General features: G+C 39.9%; 21 protein-coding genes and 3 tRNA genes. 12 read left to right on the forward strand and 12 right to left on the reverse strand.

Annotation, left to right across the window (positions count from 1 at the left end; translation table 11 throughout):
• Positions 1-27: 27 nt before the first annotated feature.
• The gene (locus BFP71_RS17165; RefSeq protein ID WP_069836648.1) at positions 28-2499 is read left to right on the forward strand and encodes an ABC transporter permease; all 2472 of its coding nucleotides are present in this window, start codon (positions 28-30) and stop codon (positions 2497-2499) included.
• Between the two features lie 373 nt (positions 2500-2872).
• Here BFP71_RS17165 and BFP71_RS17170 read toward each other — a convergent pair whose 3' ends face one another.
• From BFP71_RS17170 to BFP71_RS17175, 3 genes are all read right to left on the reverse strand, one after another.
• On the reverse strand, positions 2873-3277 hold the full coding sequence (locus BFP71_RS17170) for a hypothetical protein (RefSeq protein WP_069836649.1): 405 nt from the start codon (positions 3275-3277) through the stop codon (positions 2873-2875).
• Positions 3244-3390, reverse strand: coding sequence for a hypothetical protein (locus BFP71_RS19390; RefSeq protein WP_176723380.1), 147 nt, complete (start codon positions 3388-3390; stop codon positions 3244-3246). The genes BFP71_RS17170 and BFP71_RS19390 overlap by 34 nt, the downstream gene beginning before the upstream one ends.
• A 126-nt stretch (positions 3391-3516) precedes the next feature.
• On the reverse strand, positions 3517-4683 hold the full coding sequence (locus BFP71_RS17175; RefSeq protein ID WP_088125096.1) for a teicoplanin resistance protein VanZ: 1167 nt from the start codon (positions 4681-4683) through the stop codon (positions 3517-3519).
• 141 nt (positions 4684-4824) lie between these two features.
• On the opposite strand from BFP71_RS17175, the gene BFP71_RS17180 reads away from it, so the two are divergent.
• On the forward strand, positions 4825-5220 hold the full coding sequence (locus tag BFP71_RS17180) for a hypothetical protein (protein WP_141719795.1): 396 nt from the start codon (positions 4825-4827) through the stop codon (positions 5218-5220).
• 25 nt (positions 5221-5245) lie between these two features.
• Here the strand turns inward: BFP71_RS17180 and BFP71_RS17185 are convergent.
• The 7 genes from BFP71_RS17185 to BFP71_RS17215 all read right to left on the reverse strand — a co-directional run bounded on the left by BFP71_RS17185 (position 5246) and on the right by BFP71_RS17215 (position 9712).
• Positions 5246-5332 (reverse strand) — tRNA-Ser (locus tag BFP71_RS17185).
• A 114-nt stretch (positions 5333-5446) separates the two neighbouring features.
• Positions 5447-5521: transfer RNA gene (locus BFP71_RS17190), tRNA-Pro, on the reverse strand.
• 152 nt (positions 5522-5673) lie between these two features.
• Positions 5674-6327 carry a DUF2461 domain-containing protein gene (locus BFP71_RS17195; RefSeq protein ID WP_069836651.1) on the reverse strand — a complete coding sequence of 218 codons (654 nt, stop codon included), beginning with the start codon at positions 6325-6327 and terminating at the stop codon, positions 5674-5676.
• 35 nt (positions 6328-6362) lie between these two features.
• A complete protein-coding gene (locus tag BFP71_RS17200) occupies positions 6363-7049 on the reverse strand; it encodes a DUF2461 domain-containing protein (protein WP_069836652.1) in 687 nt (228 codons plus the stop codon).
• A 15-nt stretch (positions 7050-7064) separates the two neighbouring features.
• Complete coding sequence (locus BFP71_RS17205) at positions 7065-7733, reverse strand: DUF547 domain-containing protein (RefSeq protein ID WP_069836653.1); 669 nt, start codon at positions 7731-7733, stop codon at positions 7065-7067.
• Positions 7730-8626, reverse strand: a complete 897-nt coding sequence (locus BFP71_RS17210; protein ID WP_069836654.1) for an aldo/keto reductase — start codon at positions 8624-8626, stop codon at positions 7730-7732. The genes BFP71_RS17205 and BFP71_RS17210 overlap by 4 nt, the downstream gene beginning before the upstream one ends.
• A gap of 3 nt (positions 8627-8629) precedes the next feature.
• A complete protein-coding gene (locus tag BFP71_RS17215; RefSeq protein WP_069836655.1) occupies positions 8630-9712 on the reverse strand; it encodes an AI-2E family transporter in 1083 nt (360 codons plus the stop codon).
• Positions 9713-9957: 245 nt separating this feature from the next.
• Between BFP71_RS17215 and BFP71_RS17220 the strand changes: the two genes are divergently transcribed.
• The 9 genes from BFP71_RS17220 to BFP71_RS17260 all read left to right on the forward strand — a co-directional run bounded on the left by BFP71_RS17220 (position 9958) and on the right by BFP71_RS17260 (position 17984).
• A tRNA-Arg gene (locus BFP71_RS17220) sits at positions 9958-10033 on the forward strand.
• Between the two features lie 194 nt (positions 10034-10227).
• Positions 10228-11196, forward strand: coding sequence for a vWA domain-containing protein (locus BFP71_RS17225; protein ID WP_069836656.1), 969 nt, complete (start codon positions 10228-10230; stop codon positions 11194-11196).
• Positions 11193-12149, forward strand: coding sequence for a hypothetical protein (locus BFP71_RS17230; RefSeq protein WP_069836657.1), 957 nt, complete (start codon positions 11193-11195; stop codon positions 12147-12149). Before BFP71_RS17225 ends, BFP71_RS17230 begins: the two co-directional genes overlap by 4 nt.
• A gap of 211 nt (positions 12150-12360) precedes the next feature.
• On the forward strand, positions 12361-13539 hold the full coding sequence (locus BFP71_RS17235; protein WP_069836658.1) for an acetyl-CoA C-acyltransferase: 1179 nt from the start codon (positions 12361-12363) through the stop codon (positions 13537-13539).
• Positions 13540-13592: 53 nt separating this feature from the next.
• Positions 13593-14906: a toxin-antitoxin system YwqK family antitoxin gene (locus tag BFP71_RS17240; protein ID WP_069836659.1), complete on the forward strand. Its 1314-nt coding sequence runs from the start codon at positions 13593-13595 to the stop codon at positions 14904-14906.
• 42 nt (positions 14907-14948) lie between these two features.
• Complete coding sequence (locus BFP71_RS17245) at positions 14949-15893, forward strand: phosphoribosylaminoimidazolesuccinocarboxamide synthase (RefSeq protein ID WP_069836660.1); 945 nt, start codon at positions 14949-14951, stop codon at positions 15891-15893.
• A gap of 9 nt (positions 15894-15902) precedes the next feature.
• Positions 15903-16268, forward strand: a complete 366-nt coding sequence (locus BFP71_RS17250) for an STAS domain-containing protein (protein ID WP_069836661.1) — start codon at positions 15903-15905, stop codon at positions 16266-16268.
• An 8-nt stretch (positions 16269-16276) separates the two neighbouring features.
• Positions 16277-17194: a ribonuclease Z gene (locus BFP71_RS17255; protein WP_069836662.1), complete on the forward strand. Its 918-nt coding sequence runs from the start codon at positions 16277-16279 to the stop codon at positions 17192-17194.
• Positions 17195-17198: 4 nt separating this feature from the next.
• Complete coding sequence (locus tag BFP71_RS17260; RefSeq protein WP_069836663.1) at positions 17199-17984, forward strand: queuosine precursor transporter; 786 nt, start codon at positions 17199-17201, stop codon at positions 17982-17984.
• 14 nt (positions 17985-17998) lie between these two features.
• On the opposite strand, the gene BFP71_RS17265 is transcribed toward BFP71_RS17260, so the two are convergent.
• Positions 17999-18739, reverse strand: coding sequence for an RNA methyltransferase (locus tag BFP71_RS17265; protein WP_069836664.1), 741 nt, complete (start codon positions 18737-18739; stop codon positions 17999-18001).
• 50 nt (positions 18740-18789) lie between these two features.
• Here BFP71_RS17265 and tamL point away from each other — a divergent pair, with 50 nt between their 5' ends.
• Entirely contained in the window at positions 18790-21213 is a 2424-nt protein-coding gene (gene tamL, locus BFP71_RS17270; RefSeq protein WP_141719796.1) for a translocation and assembly module lipoprotein TamL, read from the forward strand.
• On the opposite strand, the gene BFP71_RS17275 is transcribed toward tamL, so the two are convergent.
• Complete coding sequence (locus BFP71_RS17275; protein WP_069836666.1) at positions 21210-23315, reverse strand: alpha-ketoacid dehydrogenase subunit alpha/beta; 2106 nt, start codon at positions 23313-23315, stop codon at positions 21210-21212. The two genes, tamL and BFP71_RS17275, sit on opposite strands and share 4 nt — an antisense overlap.
• Between the last annotated feature and the right edge of the window lie 98 nt (positions 23316-23413).

The raw sequence follows: 23413 nt of genomic DNA on the forward strand, positions 1-23413 counted from the left end.
GCAGAGTTAGTACGTACCAACCTATCTATGAAGAACATAACTTATGCCATTCGGGTATTACTTAGAAACAAGTTCTATGCATTTCTCAACATTTTTGGTCTAGCCATTGGGCTAGCTGTGAGCATTATTATTATGCTATATGTTCAAAGTGATTACAACTTTGACAAATCTCATGAGCAATGGGATCAGCTTTATAGAATTGAGTCCAAATATTTCATTCCTCCAAAAAACGACGAGTTTGCCCTTACGCCGACTACCCTGGCGGATTTAATGCAAGAGGAATTTCCAGAAATACTGTCCTATACAAGGTTTCAGAATACTGGACAGATCCTTTTCAGAATAGAGGATAAGAATTTCTACGTCGATGATGTTTATCTATCTGATTCCTCCACCTTTAACATGTTTACACACAAATTCCTGAAAGGTGATCCGAAAACTGCGTTGGTAGAACCTAATAGTTTGGTATTGACAAAAAGCACGGCCGAAATGCTTTTTGGTGCACAAGATGCGCTTGGTCAAATAGTGAAAACTGATGCCAATACATTTAATGTAACTGGGGTCATTGAAGATGTTCCTTCAAATGTACACCTAAGATTTAATGCACTGATTTCTTTTACCACAGCTACTTCTGGTCAGCCTGCCTTAACAGCTCAGCAGAAAGCTAACCAACTCTGGAACATTGCTTTGTACTCGTATATCAAGCTTCCTAAGAACTACGATATCAACAGTATCTATCAGAAATTCCCAGCATTTTATGATAAATACATGAGTCCAATTACGGCACAAGTGCCTTCTTTGAGAGAAGCTTCTTTCAGCCCTCGCCTGGTACCGCTGAATGAGATCCATTTCAATTCTCAGGTACAATACGATTTACCAACAGGGAATAAGGCCTACACGAACGCTTTTATGGCTATCGGTCTATTTGTATTGATTCTCGCAAGTATCAACTACATGAACCTAGCCACCGCTAGAGCGACAAAAAGGTCTAAAGAAGTGGGTATTAAGAAAGTATTGGGCTCATCGAAAGGTAAACTTGTTTCTCAATTCTTGAGCGAGTCGATAGTAATCACTCTGGTTTCTTTATTGGTAGCTATTCTCATTGTGAACCTTCTGATTTACGGTACTGATTTGAATGGCCTATTGAATAAAGAGCTGACTTTGGACTTTATGAATAACAACTTATTGCTATTTGGTTCTCTCGGCACAGCGATCGTCTTGGGTATATTATCTGGTCTTTACCCTGCTTTTTACTTGTCGACCATTTCTGTTTTAGTTGCTATGAAGGGCTCCGTAAAATCTGGCCCTAGAAGCTTATTTCTAAGAAAAATACTCGTAGGCTTCCAGTTTTTTGTATCGATCGGCGTGGTGATTTCTACGCTTTTGATGAGTAATCAAATCACCTTTATGAGACAAAAGGACATTGGTTTTAATAAGGACAATGTCATCATAATTCCAACTCGCGACACGTTGGTTAGCAGTCGATTAAAAGTCATTCAAAATGAGCTAAAGCAAAATCCAAATATTGTTGATGTAACCACTGCCACTGGTATGAATATTACCACTTCTAATGCTGTGGGTAACAGGCTTATAGGTGGTGGAAGACAACTCTTGCTTGTTCAAAGCACCGATACTGTCATGAAAACGGATACGTACAACGTGATGTTTACGGGCGAAAACTATGTCAACGCCATGCAAATGACGATTAAAGAAGGACGTGATTTTGATGAAAATATTCCAACAGATTTGACTAATGGTGCTTTGGTAAACGAGGCTATGGTAGAATATATGGGTTGGAAAAACCCAATTGGCAAGAAAATTCAAAATGCGGGACCAAATAGCCCAGTATTGAGGGTTTTAGGTGTAATTAAGGACTTTCATGCGTTTTCACTGCATGTGAAAGTGGAACCAACGGTTATCTTCAGGTATGAGCGCTTCGGCACAATAACTCAAACCAGACCATCGGTAGTTGTACATGCTAAGGCTGGAAAGCTGCAACAAACTCTTGATTACTTAGAAAACAAATATGCCGAAGTTGATCCTAGTCATCCATTTGAGTTCGGCTTACTTGATAACCAAGCAGAGATGCTCTATCGCGCAGATAAGAAACAAAGTACGCTAACCGCTGTCCTTTCCTACATCTGTATACTGATATCTTGTTTGGGGCTATTAGGCCTCTCTTCTTATACCACGGCCACGCGGATCAAAGAAATTGGAGTAAGAAAAGTTCTAGGCGCAACGGTAGCCCAACTTGTATTTATGGTATTTAAGGACATCATGATACTGGTATTGGTCGGTTTTGCGGTGGCAGCACCTGTGGCCTATTTACTGATTGAGGATTGGCTACAAGTGTTCCAATACACGATGAATTTACCAACGGTTATTATCGGAGCAGCGGGTGTCGCTGGCGCATTGGCTCTCGTGATTGCTTTCCTTACGGTCAGTTATCACTCTTTAAAAGCGGCCAATCAGAACCCTGTGAAAGCATTACGATACGAATAAGACAACAACTGGTCAATCTCAAAACAAAAAAGGCTTCTTTCGGGAAGTCTTTTTTATTGGAGTTAATTGCGCTGTGGACATAAAAAAAGAGACATCTTGTATGATGTCTCTTTTTTTGCGGAGAGAGGGGGACTTGCTTACTCTCCCGCTTATTTCTTCGTTTCTGCGTCATATAAGCTGTTTTTAAGCCTTTTTCAAAAATGTGACAGCATGTGACAACTTTAAAACACCTCTTAATATCATTTTTAAGGCTATTTTGTGACAAAAAATGTGACAACTCAAAACTACTCTCCACCCCAATTATACAGGCTGCTCCTTGATAATCGATATTGTCAAATGTCATACCGAAACTTTATATAATAATTAATACGGTCTAGTCATTCAACCAAAGCAATTCTCGCCAGTCTGTAACGATCTTCGTAAAGTCATCAAGGTTAAAAGAAGGAGAAAGAATTCCTGCTCCAATAATTATAGGTAGATTCTCTGGATAACCAGTCTTACTAAAATTTAGTTTTAAGTCATTGAGAACCTCTCTAGTACCTCTATGCAATGGGTTTTTATCGTCGCGGTGTTTATAATAATTTGCAACTGCAATAATTAGTTCTATTTCTGTCCTTCCACCATTAACAATTTCACGCCCCATTTTGTAAAGAATTAATTTATCATCAATACTACCGTACCTATCATAAATACTACTATTGATATAATTTTGACAAGCAATAAAAGCCAACCCTAAAATGGGCTCTACATCTTCAACAAACCAGCCCCGTCGTACCAATCAACCTGATCAATTCGACGTCGTAATTCAATCACTGACTTCTGAAACCCAGACATTACCAGTTCAAGTATTCCCCTTCTATCGTCTATTCTTAAGAATTCAGTTTTGTCCATAGCCACCGACTTAAACTGTTAAAATGTTATTGGGTGTATTCTACAATTATGATATCTAATCATTCGCTTAATAAATAGCCAATTCATTAATTGACTTAACAAAACTCAATTGTATGCCTTGTTCTGTCATTTAGTGTTATACTTTTCTATCAAAGATTTAAGTTTAAGAATCTCCTTCTTGTCAAACATTGTGTTATGTTCTAAGTAATTAGTGTCACCAAGAAGATATACTCTCGATATGAATGCCTTATCATACTTCATATTATATGGGCAATGATTCTCATCGAACTTTTTAAAGTCAAGTCCATTAAATGACCAGCTTTCTCTTTTGGAATCTGTCGTTGTAAAGTATTTATTCAGTCCACCAATACTGTAAACATTGGCTACTTTGCTCGAAAAACCAGCCAGTATGACCGCAGCAAAATCATGATTTGAAAGAAGGTGTTGTTGCTCAAAAATCTCATCAATCCGCGACTTATCTATAAACTGCTCCTTTACGACCTTCACAACTACATCAGATTTTGCATCTTCTTCCATAATTGAATTTTGGAATGCTCTGTAAAACTCTGTTTTCTTATACGCCTCTATATTTTTTATACCAATATACTTTTCAACAAAGCTATTACTGTATTGAAAAGTCAATATATCCCCTGTCCTCCTATATATTTCTTTGTCCATTAACAGAATAGGGAAAGGATCAATAGTCAATCGCATCACTGCTATTGCACCTATACACTTTATCAAATGACCTTCATATTCTTTAACGAATTTTGTTCGACTCTTGCTCTTATTGAAAGGGTGGTTTTTAGAAGTATAAAAGGTGCTAAACCCCTGTTTGTGCACATATTTATTAAGCTTCTTTTTTGTTAACTCAAGTTGTAAAAAATACTCCTTCATGAATTCTCTAATTTCCCTGTAAACGGATTCATTTTTCTCAAGAGTTTTTACCATAGCAGAGTACATTGGAAATCGCCCTTGTTCTTTCCACTTACTTAATTCTTCCTCTCTCTTTTCTCCAGCCCCGTCAATTAAGTACGCTATGGTCAAAGAAACTTCTAACGATTGCCTCAAAGAATAAAAAGCACAATCAAAATATCCTCTTTCAAACAACTCGATTGAGTTTATAATTAGCTGAATTGATTCAAGAAAGAACGTGTTACTAACCTGAGCATCCAATCGACCTGTCCAACTATTCTCTATATTGAGCAGGTCCAAATAGTAAGATTCCTTATTCTCAATATCGAGTGGGAGGATATTTTGAGAGTTCCTGTGTTTAACAAATTCTATACTCATGATTAAAAAACTAATTAAGAATTAAGATAAAAACTTTTATACTTATTAAATCAATATAATGATTCAGTAAAAACAACAAGCTAGGATTTACATTCTTTGAAAGATATTCGACAAAAATTGAAGACAGCCTTCATAACTCTAATGACCAAAATCAAGATGACCGATAGAAATACTAACTTAAAATATAGACTGAAGGAACTATCAGAAATTTTTATCCGGGCCTCTGACATAAAAGAAAGAGAGTTTGCCAGAAAAATGCGTATACCTTGGTCAACTTACCAAAAAGACAAACACTCTTTAGTCACCGATTCCTTTTCAATGCCAGAGTATAGACTACAAATATATGCAGCTGCATTTGGGGTGTCTCTCGAGTCGATTCTAAATTACGGCACTAAACAAAGATGCTTAGTAGTGGAAGAACAATTTGATGATAAATTGATCGAAAAATATAACCTTAGATACGCAGAGTCTACGATCGTAGACCAAAATAAGCAAAAACGTCAAACAGAAACAAAAAGTAAGCCCTTAACATATTGACAATCAATTAGTTAAGGGCCTAAAGCGGAGAGAGGGGGATTCGAACCCCCGGTACGGTTTCCCGCACGCATGTTTAGCAAACATGTGGTTTCAGCCACTCACCCACCTCTCCTGGGTTGTTCTGAAAAAACGCCGAAGCGATTTAATAACACGAACTTAATTAAAATTGCGATTAAACTCGGGTCATTTAACAGAGAAAAAGCCAGTCATAAACTAGCTTTTTCTGTCGGGGTGGCAGGATTCGAACCTGCGACCTCCTCGTCCCAAACGAGGCGCGATGACCGGGCTACGCTACACCCCGAGCCTAAAATTTGAGATATAACTCTCAAATCGGAGTGCAAATATAGATGCTTTTTTCTTTTTGCCATACCGCCCAATGGATAAAATTTAAGTTTTTTTGACACCTCGCCATCAGCGGGCAAAAAAGGTGTCGAGAGCATCAGAAAATAAGCCCTATTCGTCCGTAATCGCAGTATTTATGAAATCAAGCATTGGCACTAAAGTCATATAAGATTCCACAATCATGTCTTTAAAACCGTTGGAGTAAACATCCTTTCGGGTAATTTGCCTGAAGGCCGCAAGACTCTTTAACCTTAATAGTTCAATGAATTCGTGATCTTTTGCATACCCTTTCGGTGTCGTCTTTAAGGCATCCGCTTTATACAGCTCAAAAGTGTCTTGAAAAGCACTTGACTTTATAATCTCGGTGAGGCGTTTTCCCTCATAGTCAATTTCTTGTCTTACTTTTTTGAGCTTTTCACTATCAGGATGCCACAAGCCACCTGCTACATCTATCTCCCGCAGACCGAGCCCAACATAAAAATCTGCCAAGCCTCTACCATATCCGAAGACCACGCCAAAATGATCTTTATATGTTGGCCTATCCGGGTGAAACATTAGGTTATTATTAATTCGGCTTATCGATTTTCGGGCGTTTGGTTGGATAATCCTAGGGTCAACTTCCTTGATTGACTCCAAAATTGGGTCGAAAAGATCTATCACCTCTCCTTTTGCACTTTCATACCAAGATCGATTTTTATCCATCCATTCCTTGGAGTTATTTTCATTGAGCGCCTCAAGAAACTTGAATATATCCTTCCTTGCCATTGATTTAGATTCTAATAAGAGTAATCGATTATGTTTTAATCTACTATTGACAAACCGTTTAAGTCAGTTGTTAGATATTCTGTCATCACATCAAAAAACGGTCGTAGGGCCAAAAATGTAGCTATAGCTTCGTCCAAAAAGTTTGGAGATAACACCTCCTTATCACTAAAGTTTCTAAAGACATACATTGATTTGTACCTCAATAAATCAATCGCAGGATGTTCCTTATCGAAACCTTTGGGTGCTGTCTTTACCTGATCGCCCTGCAGACCACCAAATACCTTTTGAAAACTTGGATCATTCAAAATATCACGCAAAGGCTGATCATCCTGAGCGATTTGGTTTCTAAGCAGCTTTAAATCCTCTGGTGCTGGCCCGTAAAACCCACCTCCAATAACCGTTGCCCCAGGTTTAATATGGAAATAATAGCCTCCTCTTAAATGAGGTTTTACCCTTGAAAAGCTTCCTGCCCACCTTGGATTATAAGGGGACTTATCTTTTGAGAATCGCACGTCCCTATAAACGCGCATTAGACTCTTTTTACCATTTAAAGTAGAAATCTCATCATGTCCTTTTAATGCATTCAAAAGGGCATCAGCAAAATTGTAAGCCTGTTCATGCTCTTCCTGATACCATGGTTTATGCTCTGTAAACCACTCTCGATTATTATTCTCTTCTAACTTTTTTAAAAATTCTAAGGTGGATTTCTTGAGTTGAGTCATTTGTTTTTCTTTTAGTTATTGAATCTTCCAGATATATGGACGTTCAATGATTTTGTATTGGGACAAATTCGGATCATTAAGATACCGATTACCAAAGTCTTTACGATACCAAATAAAAATTGAGGAGCAAATCACCTCCTTTTTCTCATCATTTATTTCAAACTCACTGGCCGAAAAATTTTGCTCAGCAAGCCCTAATTCTGCATCTATTTTAGCCGCACTATAATAGGCAATTGGAGGACAAGAAATACTACCACAATTCAACGCAAAGTGAACTCGATAATCCATTTCATCGACCATCAATTCATGCCGTAAATCATCCGCCAAAAACTGCTTCGGTTTGCCATTTTTCCTCTCGCCATTTCTTCTCAAAATGCCGTGTTCAATATCGTCTAAAGACAAGTCTAATTCACCAATTTTCAAGGCACGATCTGTGAAGAAATCTGTCTTTTCGAAAACTGATTTTGAAAGGCTATTTTTTACAATTTGATAGTTCGTAAAACCATTATAAACGTTGATCCAAAAAGCCAGTTTTTGCGCATCATTTTTAAGTGAATCTAGCGCAAAAAATTCTAAGGTGCGCAATGATTTTTCGAGCAGTTCGATGGCATAACTTTCACTTGCCAAGTAGTCATTTAAAATCACTTTCGACGACCTAGAAAATGCTGCATGGTCGAAACTCATCTGTGTGCTGTGTATAGATTTGGTGGCAAAACATTAGAGAGTTCTATCAATTCTGCCTCACTCAATTGGGGAACTTCTGATACACTTAAAACTTCCTTGAGCTGGTCTAATTTGCTGACCCCAGCAACAACAGTAGCCACCTCTTTCCGAGACAAAACCCACTGAATGGCCACTTGCGACATAACTCTATTCTCAATTGAGAATGAATTTATCTTATCTATCATTAAATCAATATCTTCTGATTTATAATTTAAATAAGAACTTAAATCTTTATTGGCCAAAATACCCTTTGCCAATGCTCCCCTAACCATAACTCCGATCTTGTTTTTAGCCAACGTCCCTAAGGCCATCTCCTCTGCTCTTCTATCTAGTAAACTATACTGCATCATGTTAGTGACGAGACCAAGTTCGGAGGACACATGCCGGATAACATTGGGACGTATAGAGGAAATTCCGTAGTTCAAAATCTTCCCCTGCCCTTTCAAAATTTCGAAAGCCTCGAAAGTCTCTTCCCAGTTATCTTCAATCATACCACCATGTAATTGGTAGATATCTATATAATCTGTATCGAGTCTCTTCAGGCTTTTTTCTACTGCCTGAAGTATGTATTTCTTAGATGGATCCCACTCCCAATTTCGCTCTTCTTGATTAGGAACATTACCCACTTTTGTAGCCAACAAAACATCCTTTCGGAAAGGTTTAATGGCGCGTCCAATTGTCTCTTCATTGAAGCCGTTTTTGTAGATGTCTGCGGTGTCAAAATAATTGACTCCATGATCAAAGGCATACCTGATGATCTTGGCATTTTCAAGGTGATCATAACCTAAAGACATCCCACCAAAACTAATCTCTGAAACCTCAAGATCAAGCTTAGGAATTAGACGATATTTCATAGCTTATTGACGCTTTAAAACATCCTCAATATTACCGTTCTCTGTCATCATAATGGCTAGGCCTCTTGTGGATGGAAATTGGGCGCAAATAATGATTGCGACAGATATAATTGGTACAGATAAGATCATCCCCATTATCCCCCAAATGGCAGCCCAAAACGAAAGTGCCATAATCACAACAAGCGGACTAAGGTTAAGCGTACGCCCCATTAGTTTTGGCTCTACATAGTTACCCACAAAGATCTGAACAACCTCTACAGATAGGAATACATATAAAAATGGCGGAAAGGCCGCAAATTGGAAAATGGCGAAGATGGCTGGCAACAAACTGGAAACCAGAGACCCGATGTAAGGAATATAATTAAGGATAAATATGAGAAATGCCCACAGCACCGGAAAATCGACACCCCAGGCTAGCAAAATCAGGTAACTAGTGATTCCGGTGATTAGACTCACCTCGGTCTTTACAGTAAAGTATTTATTGACAGCCGTACTAATCTGACCGAATATCTCCATGATGTTTTCCTTGTTCCCCTCCTTTTTAAAGAGCTTATCAAGTTTCTTACTGAAGTAATTCTCCTCGATTAGGAAGAAAATCACATAGACGATCACTAAGGCAAAATTCCCCAATAGCACACTGACAGAGTTGAATACACCAGAAAGAATAGATTGATAGTCGATCTTTTCGATAGTCTCCTGAACATCAAATTCAGGAATGTAGTTGCTATTAGCCTCCGTAAAATCTTTTAGTTGATCGATAAATATTTGCAAGTTCCCATCATAACTCTCCGCGTTTTCGGAGATCAACTTCACATTGACCGAAACGATCTGATAAACCCCATAAAGCAATGACAGTGTCACAACAAAGGCCATTACACGCTGTATAATTATCGGTAGCGATTTCCCTTTGACTGTGATTTTGGAAATAATCTTACGAACGCTTCTTATTAAGTACCAGACGATTAAAGCCAAGACAATCGGCTCCAAGAAGGCCCGAAAGTATATCAACGAAAAAAAAATGCCCGAGATGATTATTATCCAATAGGCGACGTTGCGAAGGTTATCTTTTGTAAGATCTGTTTTCATAAGCGAGAGTACTCCTTAAAATAACGAATCCGCTTTGAAATTAGCCCTATAAAAAGGCCAAATATTTTCTAATACTGTTTGATTAAGAAAAAGCTATTTTACTATATTTGCACTCGCTTTGAAAAAGCCGCTGGTCTGCTAGCTCTCCCGAAGTCTCGGGATGGATAGTGCAACTGGCAAAAGCACGCTGGTCTGCTAGCTCTCCCGAAGTTTCGGGATGGATAGCGCAACCGGCAAAAGCACGCTGGTCTGCTAGCTCAACTGGATAGAGCAACTGCCTTCTAAGCAGTAGGTTTCAGGTTCGAGTCCTGAGCGGATCACACCAGCAACCTCCCGATTAATCGGGAGGTTTTTTTATGCCTTTTTGAGTATCAAAGTCTCTACGCCCCTCTTTTCTTACTCTTTGTTAAACAATTAACATTCTTTAACGGCCAATTTCTGTAAGGTATTGACAAACGGTGTTTATAAAGTAAGCGGCATGATTATATTTGCTCGTTGATCGCATAAGCGTTGTTATGACTTGGTTTAAAAGTATAGGTACAGTAGAGTGGGTGTTTATAGGCTTATTTATCATTGCCTACCTAATATACATTCTAAGATTGTTGAGAGTAGCAAAACGGATGAATACGACCTTCAGACCGCTGCTTTTCAAAATACTGTTAAGATCTCTCGCTCTGGCACTTTTAATCATAGCCCTTTTAGGCCCTTCTTTTGGCGAAACAACCAAAGAAGTAAAATCGGAAGGAAAAGATATTTACTTGGCGGTTGATTTATCCCAGTCGATGAATGCTTTCGATGTACAGCCGACTAGGTTGGAAAAAGTTAAATATGAGCTTAAGAAGATCATCGAATCCTTCAGTTCTGATCGTATAGGGTTGATTATATTCTCATCAGAGGCATTCGTTCAGTGCCCACTGACTTACGATCAGAGTGCATTGAACCTTTTCGTGAACACCTTAAATACTGGCTTGGTGCCCAATGCAGGAACTGATTTTGGATCGCCACTAGACATCGCCCTAGAAAAACTTGAAAGTGAATCTGGACCTGTTACCCAGCAAAAGGCAAAAATCATTTTGATGATTAGCGATGGTGAAGATTTTGGTGATGATACCGATGAATCTGTCAAAGGTGTAGTAAAATCCGGTATACAGTTGTTCGCTTTGGGTGTCGGCACTGAAGTTGGTTCAAAAATTCGTCAAGGCAACGGTTTTAAAAGAGATAGACAAGGCACAGACGTAGTAACAAAACTAAACTCTAAGTCGTTGAGAAAGCTAGCGGTGGATACAGGCGGCAAATACTTCGAAATCAACGAAAACCAAAATGACGTGAATAGGCTCATTAGAGCGATTAACGAAGTAGAAGGTGAAGTTAGAGATGCCCGTATGATCGATGCATCCGCAAATAAGTTTTATTACTTCCTAATCGGTGCAATCATTTTGATGATTCTAGACGCTATGGTTAGAAGAAAGACATTAAGAATATGAGATATTTACTAGGTATACTGCTTCTTTTTACGAGTGTAACAGACCCTGTTACTAAGATTGCAAAATCTAATAAGCTCAAAAAACAGGCAAGCCAGGCATATAACGAAGGTGATTATGAATCGGCCATTACTGCCTATCAGCTATTGCTTGATTCTCTTGATGTAGATGATAATAAAGCCCGTCTGAACCTAGCAAATGCTGCCTATATTATGTCTTATGGTGGTGAAAATATGGGCTTATTGAGCGGTATTAGCTCAGGAGAAACTATGGTGGAAGATACCGCCGCCCTCAATGCAATCAGTGGAGAACTCAAGTTCTTCGATATCGCTGAATCCAATTATAAAAGAGTGAAAGATAGCGGAGATAAAAGACTCGCTTCATTGGCTCACAATCAACTGGGTGTAATTTCTTATAAAATGGGTGAACAATCACCAGACGAAAAAGAATCATTTACTCAGTCTGCCCTTACGAATTTCAAAAAAGCCCTTTTAAATAACCCTCAAAACGATCAAGCGCGGTACAATTACGAGTTACTCAAAAAACTGATTCGTCAGCAGGAACAGCAAGAACAAGATCAGAAGGACCAGAATAAAGATCAGGAGAAGAAAGACGACAAGGATCAAAAAGATCAGGAAAAGCAGGATCAAGACAAGCAAGATCAGGAGAAAAAAGACCAAGAGAAGAAAGATCAGGAAAATAAAGATCAGGAGGAACAAGAAAATCAAGAGCAGAAAAAAGACGATAAAGAGGGAGAGGAAAATGAAGAGCAAAAAGAAGGTGAACAAAAAGAAGACCCTCTTGAGAAGCTAAAGGAAAAACTAAAGGAAATGAACATCCCTTTAGAGAAGGCTCAAATGATTTTGGAGGCCATGAAAAACAACGAAACGCAGTACGTTCAGCAAAAGAAAAGAAAGGCTACCCAAAGAAAAGATAACAGTAAGCCTGATTGGTGATTTTCTCCTTTATTATCCAATTTTCCAGAAATTTGAACCATGCCGCATTCGGCAGAAATACCAGCTGTAATTTATAGCCCTTTGGTTTAATGATCTTTTTATAGACTAGGCAATTCGCCTTACCATTCATTAAAAACATACGAGCCAGTTTAGCGTTATATCATCCTAATGATTAACTTTGCTAACAGTCGTTAGGTAAACTATATTTTTGATGAACGAAGTCTATATTATATCAGCAACCAGAACGCCGATCGGTAGTTTTGGAGGAAAATTAGCAGGTTTCTCTGCTACTCAATTAGGTTCTTTCGCCATTAAAGGCGCTATGGAAAGAGCCAATATCCAACCAGACCAAGTACAAGAAGTACTCATGGGTAATGTTGTTTCTGCAGGTTTGGGACAAGCTCCTGCAAGACAAGCCGCTCTGGGCGCAGGTATTGGTAGCAATGTGCCATGTACTACCATTAATAAAGTTTGTGCTTCTGGTATGAAGTCAATTATGCTAGCTGCGCAATCAATTATGGTGGGCGCTCAAGATGTAATTGTTGCTGGTGGTATGGAAAGCATGAGCAATATCCCCTACTATATCCCGAAAGCTCGTTATGGCTACAAATATGGTAATGGAGAATTAGTAGACGGGTTGGTAAAAGATGGCCTTTGGGAAGTATATAATGAATTTCCGATGGGTAATTGTGCCGATAACACGGCCAAAGAGAAGAATATTTCAAGAGAGGCTCAAGATGAATATGCTATCGGTTCATACAAGAAAGCCGCAGCAGCAACTGAAGCTGGACTTTTCAAAAGCGAGATTGTACCTGTAGCGATTCCTCAACGTAAAGGCGATCCTATTATGATGACAGAGGATGAAGAATTCAAAAACGTTTTCTTCGACAAAATACCAAACCTTAGACCAGTATTTAGCAAGGACGGTACGGTTACCGCTGCCAATGCATCTACCATTAATGATGGTGCTTCTGCCATGGTTCTCATGAGCAAGAAGAAAGCAGATGAGCTTGGCTTAAAACCAATTGCAAAAATCAGAGGTTTTGCAGATGCAGCTCAAGATCCACTTTGGTTTACTACTGCCCCAGCTTTGGCTATTCCAAAAGCTATGGAAATGGCCAATGTGGCAAAAGGCGATGTCGATTATTATGAGATCAATGAGGCCTTTTCGGTAGTGGCTATCGCCAATAACCAAGAGCTAGGCATAGATCCTGAGAAAGTTAATGTAAATGGTGGAGCCGTCGCTTTAGGTCATCCGCTAGGTGCATCGGGTAACAGAATTGTGACTACGCTTTGCCATGTGCTTGAACAAAAAGAAGGAAGCATTGGAGTAGCTGGAATTTGTAATGGTGGTGGCGGTGCTTCGGCCATTGTCATTGAGAAAATGTAAGAACATTATAATATTATTGGAAGCCTTACGTAATTTTACGTAAGGCTTTTTTTATGCGCACACCATTCATCACACTAATTTTACTCGCTACACTTGTTGTTTGTCAAGCGCAACAAGTCACGACCTACTACCCACCGGAATACAAAAACAAAAAAGAGACCTACAATATTGTAGATGGAGACTCCACAAAAATAGAAGGTACTTATACAAAGTTTTTTGAATCTGGATCAGTATCGCTTACGGGAGAATTCAAGGGCGGAAAACCGAGTGGAGTTTTCAAAGAATACTACGAAAACGGTAAACCGCTATCTGAAACCACCTACAAAGACGGCTTAAAAACGGGCAAATTTCAAATCTTGTCTAGGAATGGGTTTCCTATCCAAAAAGGGCAGTATCTAGCTGGCGAACTAGACGACAAAATAGAGTCTTACTACGAAGATGGAACCTTAAAAACCATTACCACTTTCGATAATGGTACGCCAAATGGTCTAGCAAAAGAATTCTACCCTAGTGGTAAACTCAAGCAGGAGTTCACCTATGTAAATGGGAAGCAACAAGGTGCGGCCAAACACTACTATGAAAATGGCCAAGTGTCATCTGTTTACACGTTCCAAGATGGCCGTATTGACGGCCCTTACAAAACCTTCTTTTCCAACGGTAAAAAGGAATGGCGGTATACTTATGTATCAGGCTTTAAAAACGGTTCTTATGAACATTACAACTCTTTAGGTCAACTGATCGATGAAGGCACCTATGTCGATGGGATACATGATAGCACCAGAAACACCTACTATGACAACGGCGTTTTGAAGGAAGCATTCACATATCAAAAAGGGGCGAAAATTGGTGAAAACATGGTTTACTACCCAAGTGGAAAACTAATGTGGTTAGAAAATTATACCCGTGTAACGAAAGACGCTATTATTACCGAATACTATGAAAGCGGGCAAAAAAAGACGGAACAATTCTTCGTAAATGGCTATAAGGTAAAGCATTGGAAAACCTACCATGAAAATGGCCAGTTAAAAACCGATACACCATACGACGAGAACACGATCAACGGGAATATTAAAGTATTCAATGATCAGGGCATTCTTGAACGCACAATCCCTTACCAGTATGGCCGAAACACTGGTACAGAAGTAGGCTACTTTCCTAGTGGAAAAAAGCGTACCGAAACCAAATATCTCAATGGACAAAAGTCTGGGAGATACTATGAATACGATCAGGCTGGAAAGGTAAAAGTAATGGGAAACCATCTTTATAATGTTCGCCAAGGCACGTGGAAATATTATGATGCCGAAGAGAAGGTTATCAAGGTTGAAACGTATTCTAGAGGCAACCTAGTGAGCAGTTCAGAAAATTAGAATCCTTCCCTCCTAATTTCTTTTTTTAACTATTTTTGCCTGATGACTGAAGGCATAAAGGAAACGCATTTTAAATTCCCCAATCAGACGAATTTTTACCGAGGAAAGGTAAGAGACATTTACTTTTTCGAAGATTTATTGGTGATGGTCGCATCTGACCGCATTTCAGCTTTTGATGTGATTTTGCCTGTTGCTATTCCGTTCAAAGGACAAGTGCTAAACCAGATCGCCTCCAAGTTTTTAAGAGCTACACAAGACATTGTTCCTAACTGGATTACGGCGAGTCCTGACCCAAATGTAAGCGTTGGCTTGAATTGTGAGCCTTATGCCGTAGAAATGGTCATTAGAGGATACTTGGCTGGGCACGCTTGGCGTGAATACCGTGCTGGGAAACGAACACTTTGTGGTGTGGCGTTACCTGATGGACTAAAAGAAAATGACAGACTTCCTGAACCGATTATCACCCCTACTACCAAGGCCAAGGAAGGGCATGACGAAGATATTTCCAGAGAAGAAATTTTAGCTCAGGGAATTGTGGCGGAAGAAGAATACATCCAGCTAGAAACTTATACCAGAAACCTATTTCAAAGGGGTACGGAAATGGCCGCAAAGCAGGGGCTTATTTTGGTAGATACTAAGTATGAGTTCGGTAAGATGGGTGATGAAATTATTCTGATTGATGAAATTCATACGCCTGACTCGTCTAGATACTTCTACCAAGAGGGCTATCACGAAAGACAGGCCAATGGTGAGACCCAAAAACAACTTTCAAAGGAGTTTGTGAGACAATGGCTGATAGAAAATGGATTTCAAGGCAAAGACGGTCAACAAATACCAGAAATGACGTCCGAAGTTGTAAATTCGATCTCAGAGCGATACATTGAACTGTTCGAACAAGTGACGGGTGAATCTTTCCAAAAAGACGGGAACCAAAACATCCAGAATAGGATTGAAACGAATATTAATAATTACCTTATCAATAGATAAATAGACGACATGAAGTTTAGCATAGACAAACAAGATTTATATACCGTATTTAAACTTGAGGAAGAGAAATTGGACTCTCCATTATCTCCAGACCTGAAGTCAGAATTAGTCTCATTACAAGCACAAGGCACGCAGAACCTTATTCTAAATTTGTCTGCTACTAAGTACGCTGACTCGTCAGGATTAAGCGCCCTACTTACTGGAAACAGAGCTTACACTGAAAACGGTGGCGCTTTTATCCTCTCAGAAATCACTCCTTTTGTTGATAAACTGCTCACTATTTCTCAGCTAAACAACGTATTGACGATTTTAGCCACTGACGAAGCTGCTAAAGATCTTATCTTGGCAAACAGCCCTGAAGAGGAAGGCGAATAGTCTCCATTTTGGGTATCAGGATAAAAATATTAGGATCCAACTCCGCAGCACCTGCACACCGCAGGCATCACACCTCTCAACTACTCAATATTGAGGGTAAATATTATTTGATGGACTGCGGAGAGGGTACTCAATTACAACTTAAGCGCTTCCATATCAAAGCGCAGCGCATCAATCACATCTTCATTTCTCATTTGCACGGCGATCATTATTTAGGCCTTATGGGGCTTTTATCGACCATGCACTTGATGGGACGCTCCAAAAAACTTGACCTCTACGGCCCAAGGGGTCTTTCAGAAATTATCACCATGCAATTGAAATACTCTGAAACGGTATTCAACTATCCGATCAATTTTGTAGAGGTAGATACTAGCGTTTCCAAAGTCGTTCATGAGGATGACTTCGTGGAAGTAATTTCTATCCCTTTAAACCACAGAATTCCGTGTAGCGGCTACCTTTTCAGGGAAAAGAAGAAGAACCGAAGACTCATTAAAGACCTTCTCCCACCAAACTTGTCTATAAGAAATATTACCAAACTGAAGCACGGGGAAGATATCTTGAACGAAGACGGTGAAGTGGTGATCAAAAATGAAGAGATAACGATGCCTCCTAAAAAGTCGTTCTCTTACGCTTTCTGCTCCGATACAAAATACGATGAATCAATCGTGCCGATAATTAAGGGAGCGGATATGTTATACCATGAGTCTACTTTCTTGGAGGAGCATGCCGATAGAGCAGCCAGAACTTTCCATAGCACAGCAAAAGAAGCCGCTACAATTGCAAAAAAAGCAGAGGTAGGTAAATTACTCCTTGGCCATTTTTCTATCCGCTATAAAGAGCTTCAACCGCTTGAAGACGAAGCCAAAGCCGTTTTTGAAGAATCACAATTGGCCATAGAAGGTGAAGATTTTGTACTAGACTTATAAATCCATGAGTAAGTCCATTTTAAGCAGTAAAAAGACCAGTCTATTCATTATTCTTAGTGGAATATTCATTACCAACGCCCTTATTGCTGAGCTGATCGGCGGCAAGATTTTCTCTGTGGAAAAAACGCTAGGTTACGAGCCTTTAGACATAAGTTTATTCGGTGATTTTTTACTTCAATTCAATTTAACTGCGGGTGTAGTGCTCTGGCCTGTCGTTTTCATCACCACGGATATTATCAATGAATACTTTGGCAAAAAAGGTGTCCGCAGAATCACTTTTATCACAGTAGGCCTAATATCCTACGCGTTTTTGACCATTTACTTGGCTATGCGTTTAGCCCCTGCCGACTTCTGGTTAGGTGTTTTTGAAAAGGATGCGAACGGCAATCCATTTGATATCAATTATGCTTTTGAAATGGTTTTGAGCCAAGGCTTAAACATTATCTTCGCCTCACTAGTGGCATTTGTCATTGGCCAGTTCGTGGATGTTTATGTTTTTCATAAGCTTAGAAAAGTGACTGGTAAGCATAAAATTTGGCTTAGAGCTACTGGCTCCACCCTAGTTTCTCAATTAATAGACAGTTTCGTTGTATTAGTGGTAGCCTTCTATTTTCTCGGAGGATGGTCGCTGAGTCAAGTCTTAGCCGTGGGTACAACCAACTACATTTACAAATTCCTTATTGCAGTAGCATTAACGCCGCTGCTCTACGTAGCACATTACTTAATCGATAAGTATTTAGGAAAAGAACTAGCGGAAGAGATGATGGCAGAAGCCAGCAATCAGCAATAAATAGTTCGTATAGACTAGGCTCTAAAAAAGTTGTCCAGAACTACAGCCGTCGCTACCCCTACGTTAAGCGACTCGGCTCCTCCTCTGGCAGGAATTAAAATGGGATTAGTAATAAAAGGCAGCAACTCGTCACTTATCCCTTTGGATTCATTACCCATTACCACTACACCATTAGGTGATAATTGCGTTTTATAAATCGACTCTCCACTCAGGAGCGCACCATAAACTGGCATTTTACAGGAAGATAGCAAAGGTTTGATGTCACAGTATTGGACGCTGACCCGAGTAAATGACCCCATTGTGGCATTGATCACTTTAGGATTGAAAACATCGGCAGTTTCCAAACTACAATAGATGTGTTTAATGCCATACCAATCCGCAATTCTGATAATCGTCCCTAAGTTTCCAGGGTCGCGGACGTCGTCTAAAACAAGGCTCAATTCGTTTTCTGAAAGAGATACACCCTCGTCATCAGGCATGTCCACAACAGCTATACCCGCGTTATTTGTCTTAAAGGTTCCTGCTTGTGATAAATCGATCGGCTTACATATGATTACTTCTTTTGCACGACTTTTTTGCTTCTCTGAAAGCGTATTTAAAAACTCTTGGGTACCCAATAAATAGGAAACTTGAAATCCAGATTCAAGCACCTCCGTTACACCTTTTGCACCTTCGACCAAAAACTTTCGCTCTTGAAGCCTATATTTCTTTAATTGCAGAGATTTAAAATACTTAATTAGTCGTTTAGTAAGCATATCCTTATTTCTCTGTGAAGTTAAGCACTCAACTCATTTTATTTATCCTTTTGGCAGGACTATTCGCTTCCTGCGCTGGGGTTAGACATTTAGAGGATGGCGAAAAGTGGCTTTTCAAACAAGAAGTTAAGGGTATAGATAAGGCCAGCGAAAGTGAAGTACTTGACCTCATTACCCTAAAACCAAACGTCCGCTTCCCCATTCTTGGACCTGTTGGCGCCGCACTTTATGAGAAAGGCGAGGATAACTTTGACACCGCTAAACTCAACAGCAAGAAATCCAAAGCGCTACTAAAAATTGATCATAAAATCGCTAAAAGGGATTCTGCGGGAAAAAGCACTGACAAGCTTCAATTGAAGAGACAACGGGTTACCGATCGGTACGATGCTAAGTTGGAGAATGGTAATTTCCGAATGAAAACTGGCTCCCCACTTTCTGTCTATGATAGTTTAACAGTGGAGGCAATTCGGGAACGCATTAACTCTTACCTCATTAATGTGGAAGGGTTTCGAAGCTCTAGCGTAACGGTTGAGAAAACAGAAAAGAATAGAAAAGTATTTCTCACTTATCTTATTAATGAAGGCCCTAGAAACTTCATCGACAGCTTAATTGTAAGAACTGGTGACGAAAAGATAACTAGCCTTTTACAGCAGAATCAAAGAAGTTCTTTCCTTGATCAAGGAGCATATTATGACAGACGCAATATTGATAAAGAAAGGGGTCGGATTGACGTGCTGTTAAAAAACAATGGGTATTTCGGATTTAATAAGCGCTACATAGAGTTTCAGGTGTTAGAAGACCCGCCAAAAACTGATCTGTGGATGTCGACGATCATCAACAAACCGATAGACAAAGATTTTCATCAGTCTTACAGACTGGACTCCATTTTTGTGAACACCAATGGTAACTCTCCTATTCTAAGCTCAGATGATTACTATGGGATTAAATACAATTTTGGGACTTTTAATTATTCAGCCAAAGCACTCGACGCACGCCTTCGATTTAAGCCAGGTGATCTTTACAATCAAAGAAACATCGAAAATACGCAGCGCCAACTGCTAAATATGGATCTTTTTCGTTTCGTGAACATCAATATCGACACGATGCGTGTCCCTGGGAAGCTCGTGACCAACCTTTTCACCGCTCCTCTTCAAAAGTATCAGTTGACCCAAGAAGCTGGCGTAAACGTGACAGAAGGACCCCCTGGGCCTTTTTATAACCTCACTTTCAAGAACAGGAATATCTTTAAAGGATCCGAAATTTTTACACTCACGGGCTTTGTGGGAATTGATGGTGTAAGTACTGCATCTGACCAAAGAAATACATTCAGGAGTGTCAGGTATGGGGGTAACACTTCCTTAGTCTTCCCTCGATTCTTGACACCTTTTAATTCGCGAAACCTCAATAAATCGACTTTTAATCCAAGAACTAGAGTATCTCTTGGGTACTCCTTCGTGGATAGAGAATCTGAGTACGTGAGAAGAAACTTAAATGGGGTTTTAAGCTATTCTTGGCAAAATCTTGATAACACGAAGAACTTCACATTCAACCTAGCCGATGTCAGTTTAATTGATACAGATATTGTAACCGATTCTGAATTCAATAAGTTATTGGAGGGTTTGTTACTTCAAGGGAATACTCTAGCCTTCTCTTTTAATCAATCCTTTGTATCAAGTTCATCATTTAATGCTTCCTATAACTTTGATTATGGAAACTCCGAACGGCCTTCGACCTTTATCAGATTCTTTGTAGAAACTGGCGGTACTATCTATGACCTCGTCGGACGAGGACTCCTGGAAAACAATGAGCTCGAGAACTATCAGTTCTATAAAGTACAATTCGACTATCGACGACATATACCATTAGAGGGTAAAAAAGCTGTTGCACTGAGACTAAATACGGGTATAGCGGACCCTTACAGCGGCAACAACGCCCTACCGTATGAAAAGTATTTCTTTACTGGAGGTAGCAGTAGTAATAGAGCTTGGAACCCTCGTCGATTGGGACCAGGCACTTCTTTTCCCTATTTGTTAGATGATACTGGCGAAAACGTATTAGAAAACGGTGAGCTAGTTCCTAACAGAACAGGCGCAGACAGCTACCTATTTGAACAACCGGGTGAAGTATTGTTAGAACTCAATGCCGAATACAGGGCCAAAATATCTGGGCTTTTTGACTGGGCTTTCTTCATTGATGCTGGTAATATTTGGAGACTTAGGGAAAATGAGACACCTGCCGCAGGCGAAGTCGTCAGGGTATCTCCTGGTGCAAAATTCGAACTGGATGACTTTTACAATGAAATTGCCATCGGTGCAGGTATTGGCTTAAGGCTAGACTTAAGCTTCCTCGTTTTCAGGTTGGATGTTGGCCATAAAATTAAAGACCCAAGGTTTCCAAAGGGTGAACGCTGGCAACGCCTTTTCACCAGACCAAACCAAACGATTTACAATATCGGTGTCGGTTACGCTTTTTAGTAGTTGATCAATTCAGAGAGGACTTGTTCAACTTTCTCAGCAGTCGGCATCATTGCCTTCTCCAAGTCTACATTTAATGGTATTGCTGGCAAGTTGGCCGATCCATAAGTCATTACTGGTGCATCTAAAGACTGGAAGCATTGTTGAGAAATTCTTCCGGCCAATGACTCCGCAAATGAATTCATTAAAGGCTCTTCTGTTAATACTAGTGCCTTACCATGGCGCTCAACAGATGCCACTACAGCTTCCCAATCCAATGGATTGAGTGTTCTCAAGTCTAGTATTTCTACTTGACCTTGATATTTCTTACTAGCAGCCTTGGCCCAGTGCACTCCCATTCCATAGGTAACAACCGTACACGACTCACCATTTTCCATCGCCTCGTCACTTGCTTCTTGTGCAACTCTTGCCTTACCAAGCGGAACAATGTATTCGCTATCTGGTTCAAATGTTTTCGCGTCATCGGTGCCTGGTACTTTCGACCAATACAATCCTTTGTGCTCCAACATGACGACAGGGTTAGGATCATGGAAGGCTGCTTTCATTAAACCTTTAATATCGGCTGCGTTAGAAGGGTAAACGACTTTTATACCTCTGATATTCAATAAAGTGGATTCGATACTACCAGAGTGGTAGGGACCTCCCCCTCCGTATGCGCCAATCGGAATACGAATAAGTGATTGGATAGGAAATTGTCCTTTAGACAAATAACAACTTTTAGAAAGTTCTTCAACCAATTGATTGATCCCTGGCCATACATAATCGGCAAATTGAATCTCTACGATCGGCTTGGCACCAATGGCACTCATACCAGCTGTAGATCCAACGATATAGGCCTCTTGAATAGGCGTATTAAAAATTCTACTATCCCCGTATTTCTGAGCTAAAGTAGCCGCTTCACGGAATACACCACCAAGCGTACCACCAACATCTTGCCCATAGAACAACGATTCTGGCACGTTTCTGAGAATATCATCTACCGCATGAAGCGCGGCATCTACCATTACTACTTTTTCTGCTCCTCGAGGTTTTCTCTGCCCTCTTTCTTCAGTAATCGGTGTTGGGGCAAACTCGTGATCTAAAACCGTCGCTGGGTCTGGATCTTCTGCATTTAAAGCTCGAGCATATTCAGATTGAACATATGCTTTGGCTTCGTCTTCTAATTTTATAATGTCGGCTTCTTTATAGCCAGACTTTTTCAGTGCCTTTCTCAAAGTCGGAATAGGATCAGACTTTTGATGATCTTCTAGGTCAAAATCTCCTCGATACCATTCTTTTCTTACACCAGAAGTATGATGACCGAGCAAAGGCGTTTTTGCATGAACCAAGATCGGTTTGCGTTCTTTTCTCACAAAGTCAAAGGCCTTTTTCATACCCTCATACGAGTCCACAAAGTCGGCGCCATCAACACGCATTCGCTCCATTCCTTTGAAACCCGCAGCAAATTCATAAGCATCCATTGCGCGCATCTCTTTTCCTGTAGCTGAAATCCCCCAATCATTATCTTGTATTAGATAAACGATCGGCAACTGATGTAAAACTGCCATCTGCATGGCTTCAGAAACTTCTCCTTCTGTAACAGAACCATCGCCAAGGGAACAAAGCACTACCGATTTATTATTCGAGGATAAGAGTCCCTGAGATTCTAAATAGTGTAGTCCATGTGCCATACCTGTTGCTGGAATAGCCTGCATACCCGTGGCTGAACTTTGATGTGGAATGGTTGGGAAACCTTCTCTTTTCAATGATGGATGACCATAATAAGTTCTGCCGCCAGAAAACGGATCATCTTTTTTACCCATCAGCTGAAGCATCAATTCATGTGGCTCCATACCGATCCCTAGAAGAATGGACTCGTCACGATAGTAAGGAGCCGCATAATCGTAAGCTTGTAACTGAAAAGCACTAGCTAGCTGAATGGCCTCATGTCCGCGTGATGTACTGTGAACATACTTACTACAGACAGCTCTATTTTCATCATACAACACGGCCATGTTATAGGCAGTTTGCATTAAACGATAGGCTTTCTCTAGCATCTTTTTTGAAAGAACGGACTTTTTAGCGCTGGAAACTTTTGTGATTTCTTCTTTGGTCAATTCCATTGATAGGTTTTGATTGAGGTTAAAAATAACCAATTATTCAGATCATTTCCGATAAAAACCTAACGAGCGGTAGGCATTACTTGTAAGTAACTCTATTT

Source organism: Roseivirga misakiensis (assembly GCF_001747105.1).
In the GTDB taxonomy this organism is placed as follows: domain Bacteria; phylum Bacteroidota; class Bacteroidia; order Cytophagales; family Cyclobacteriaceae; genus Roseivirga; species Roseivirga misakiensis.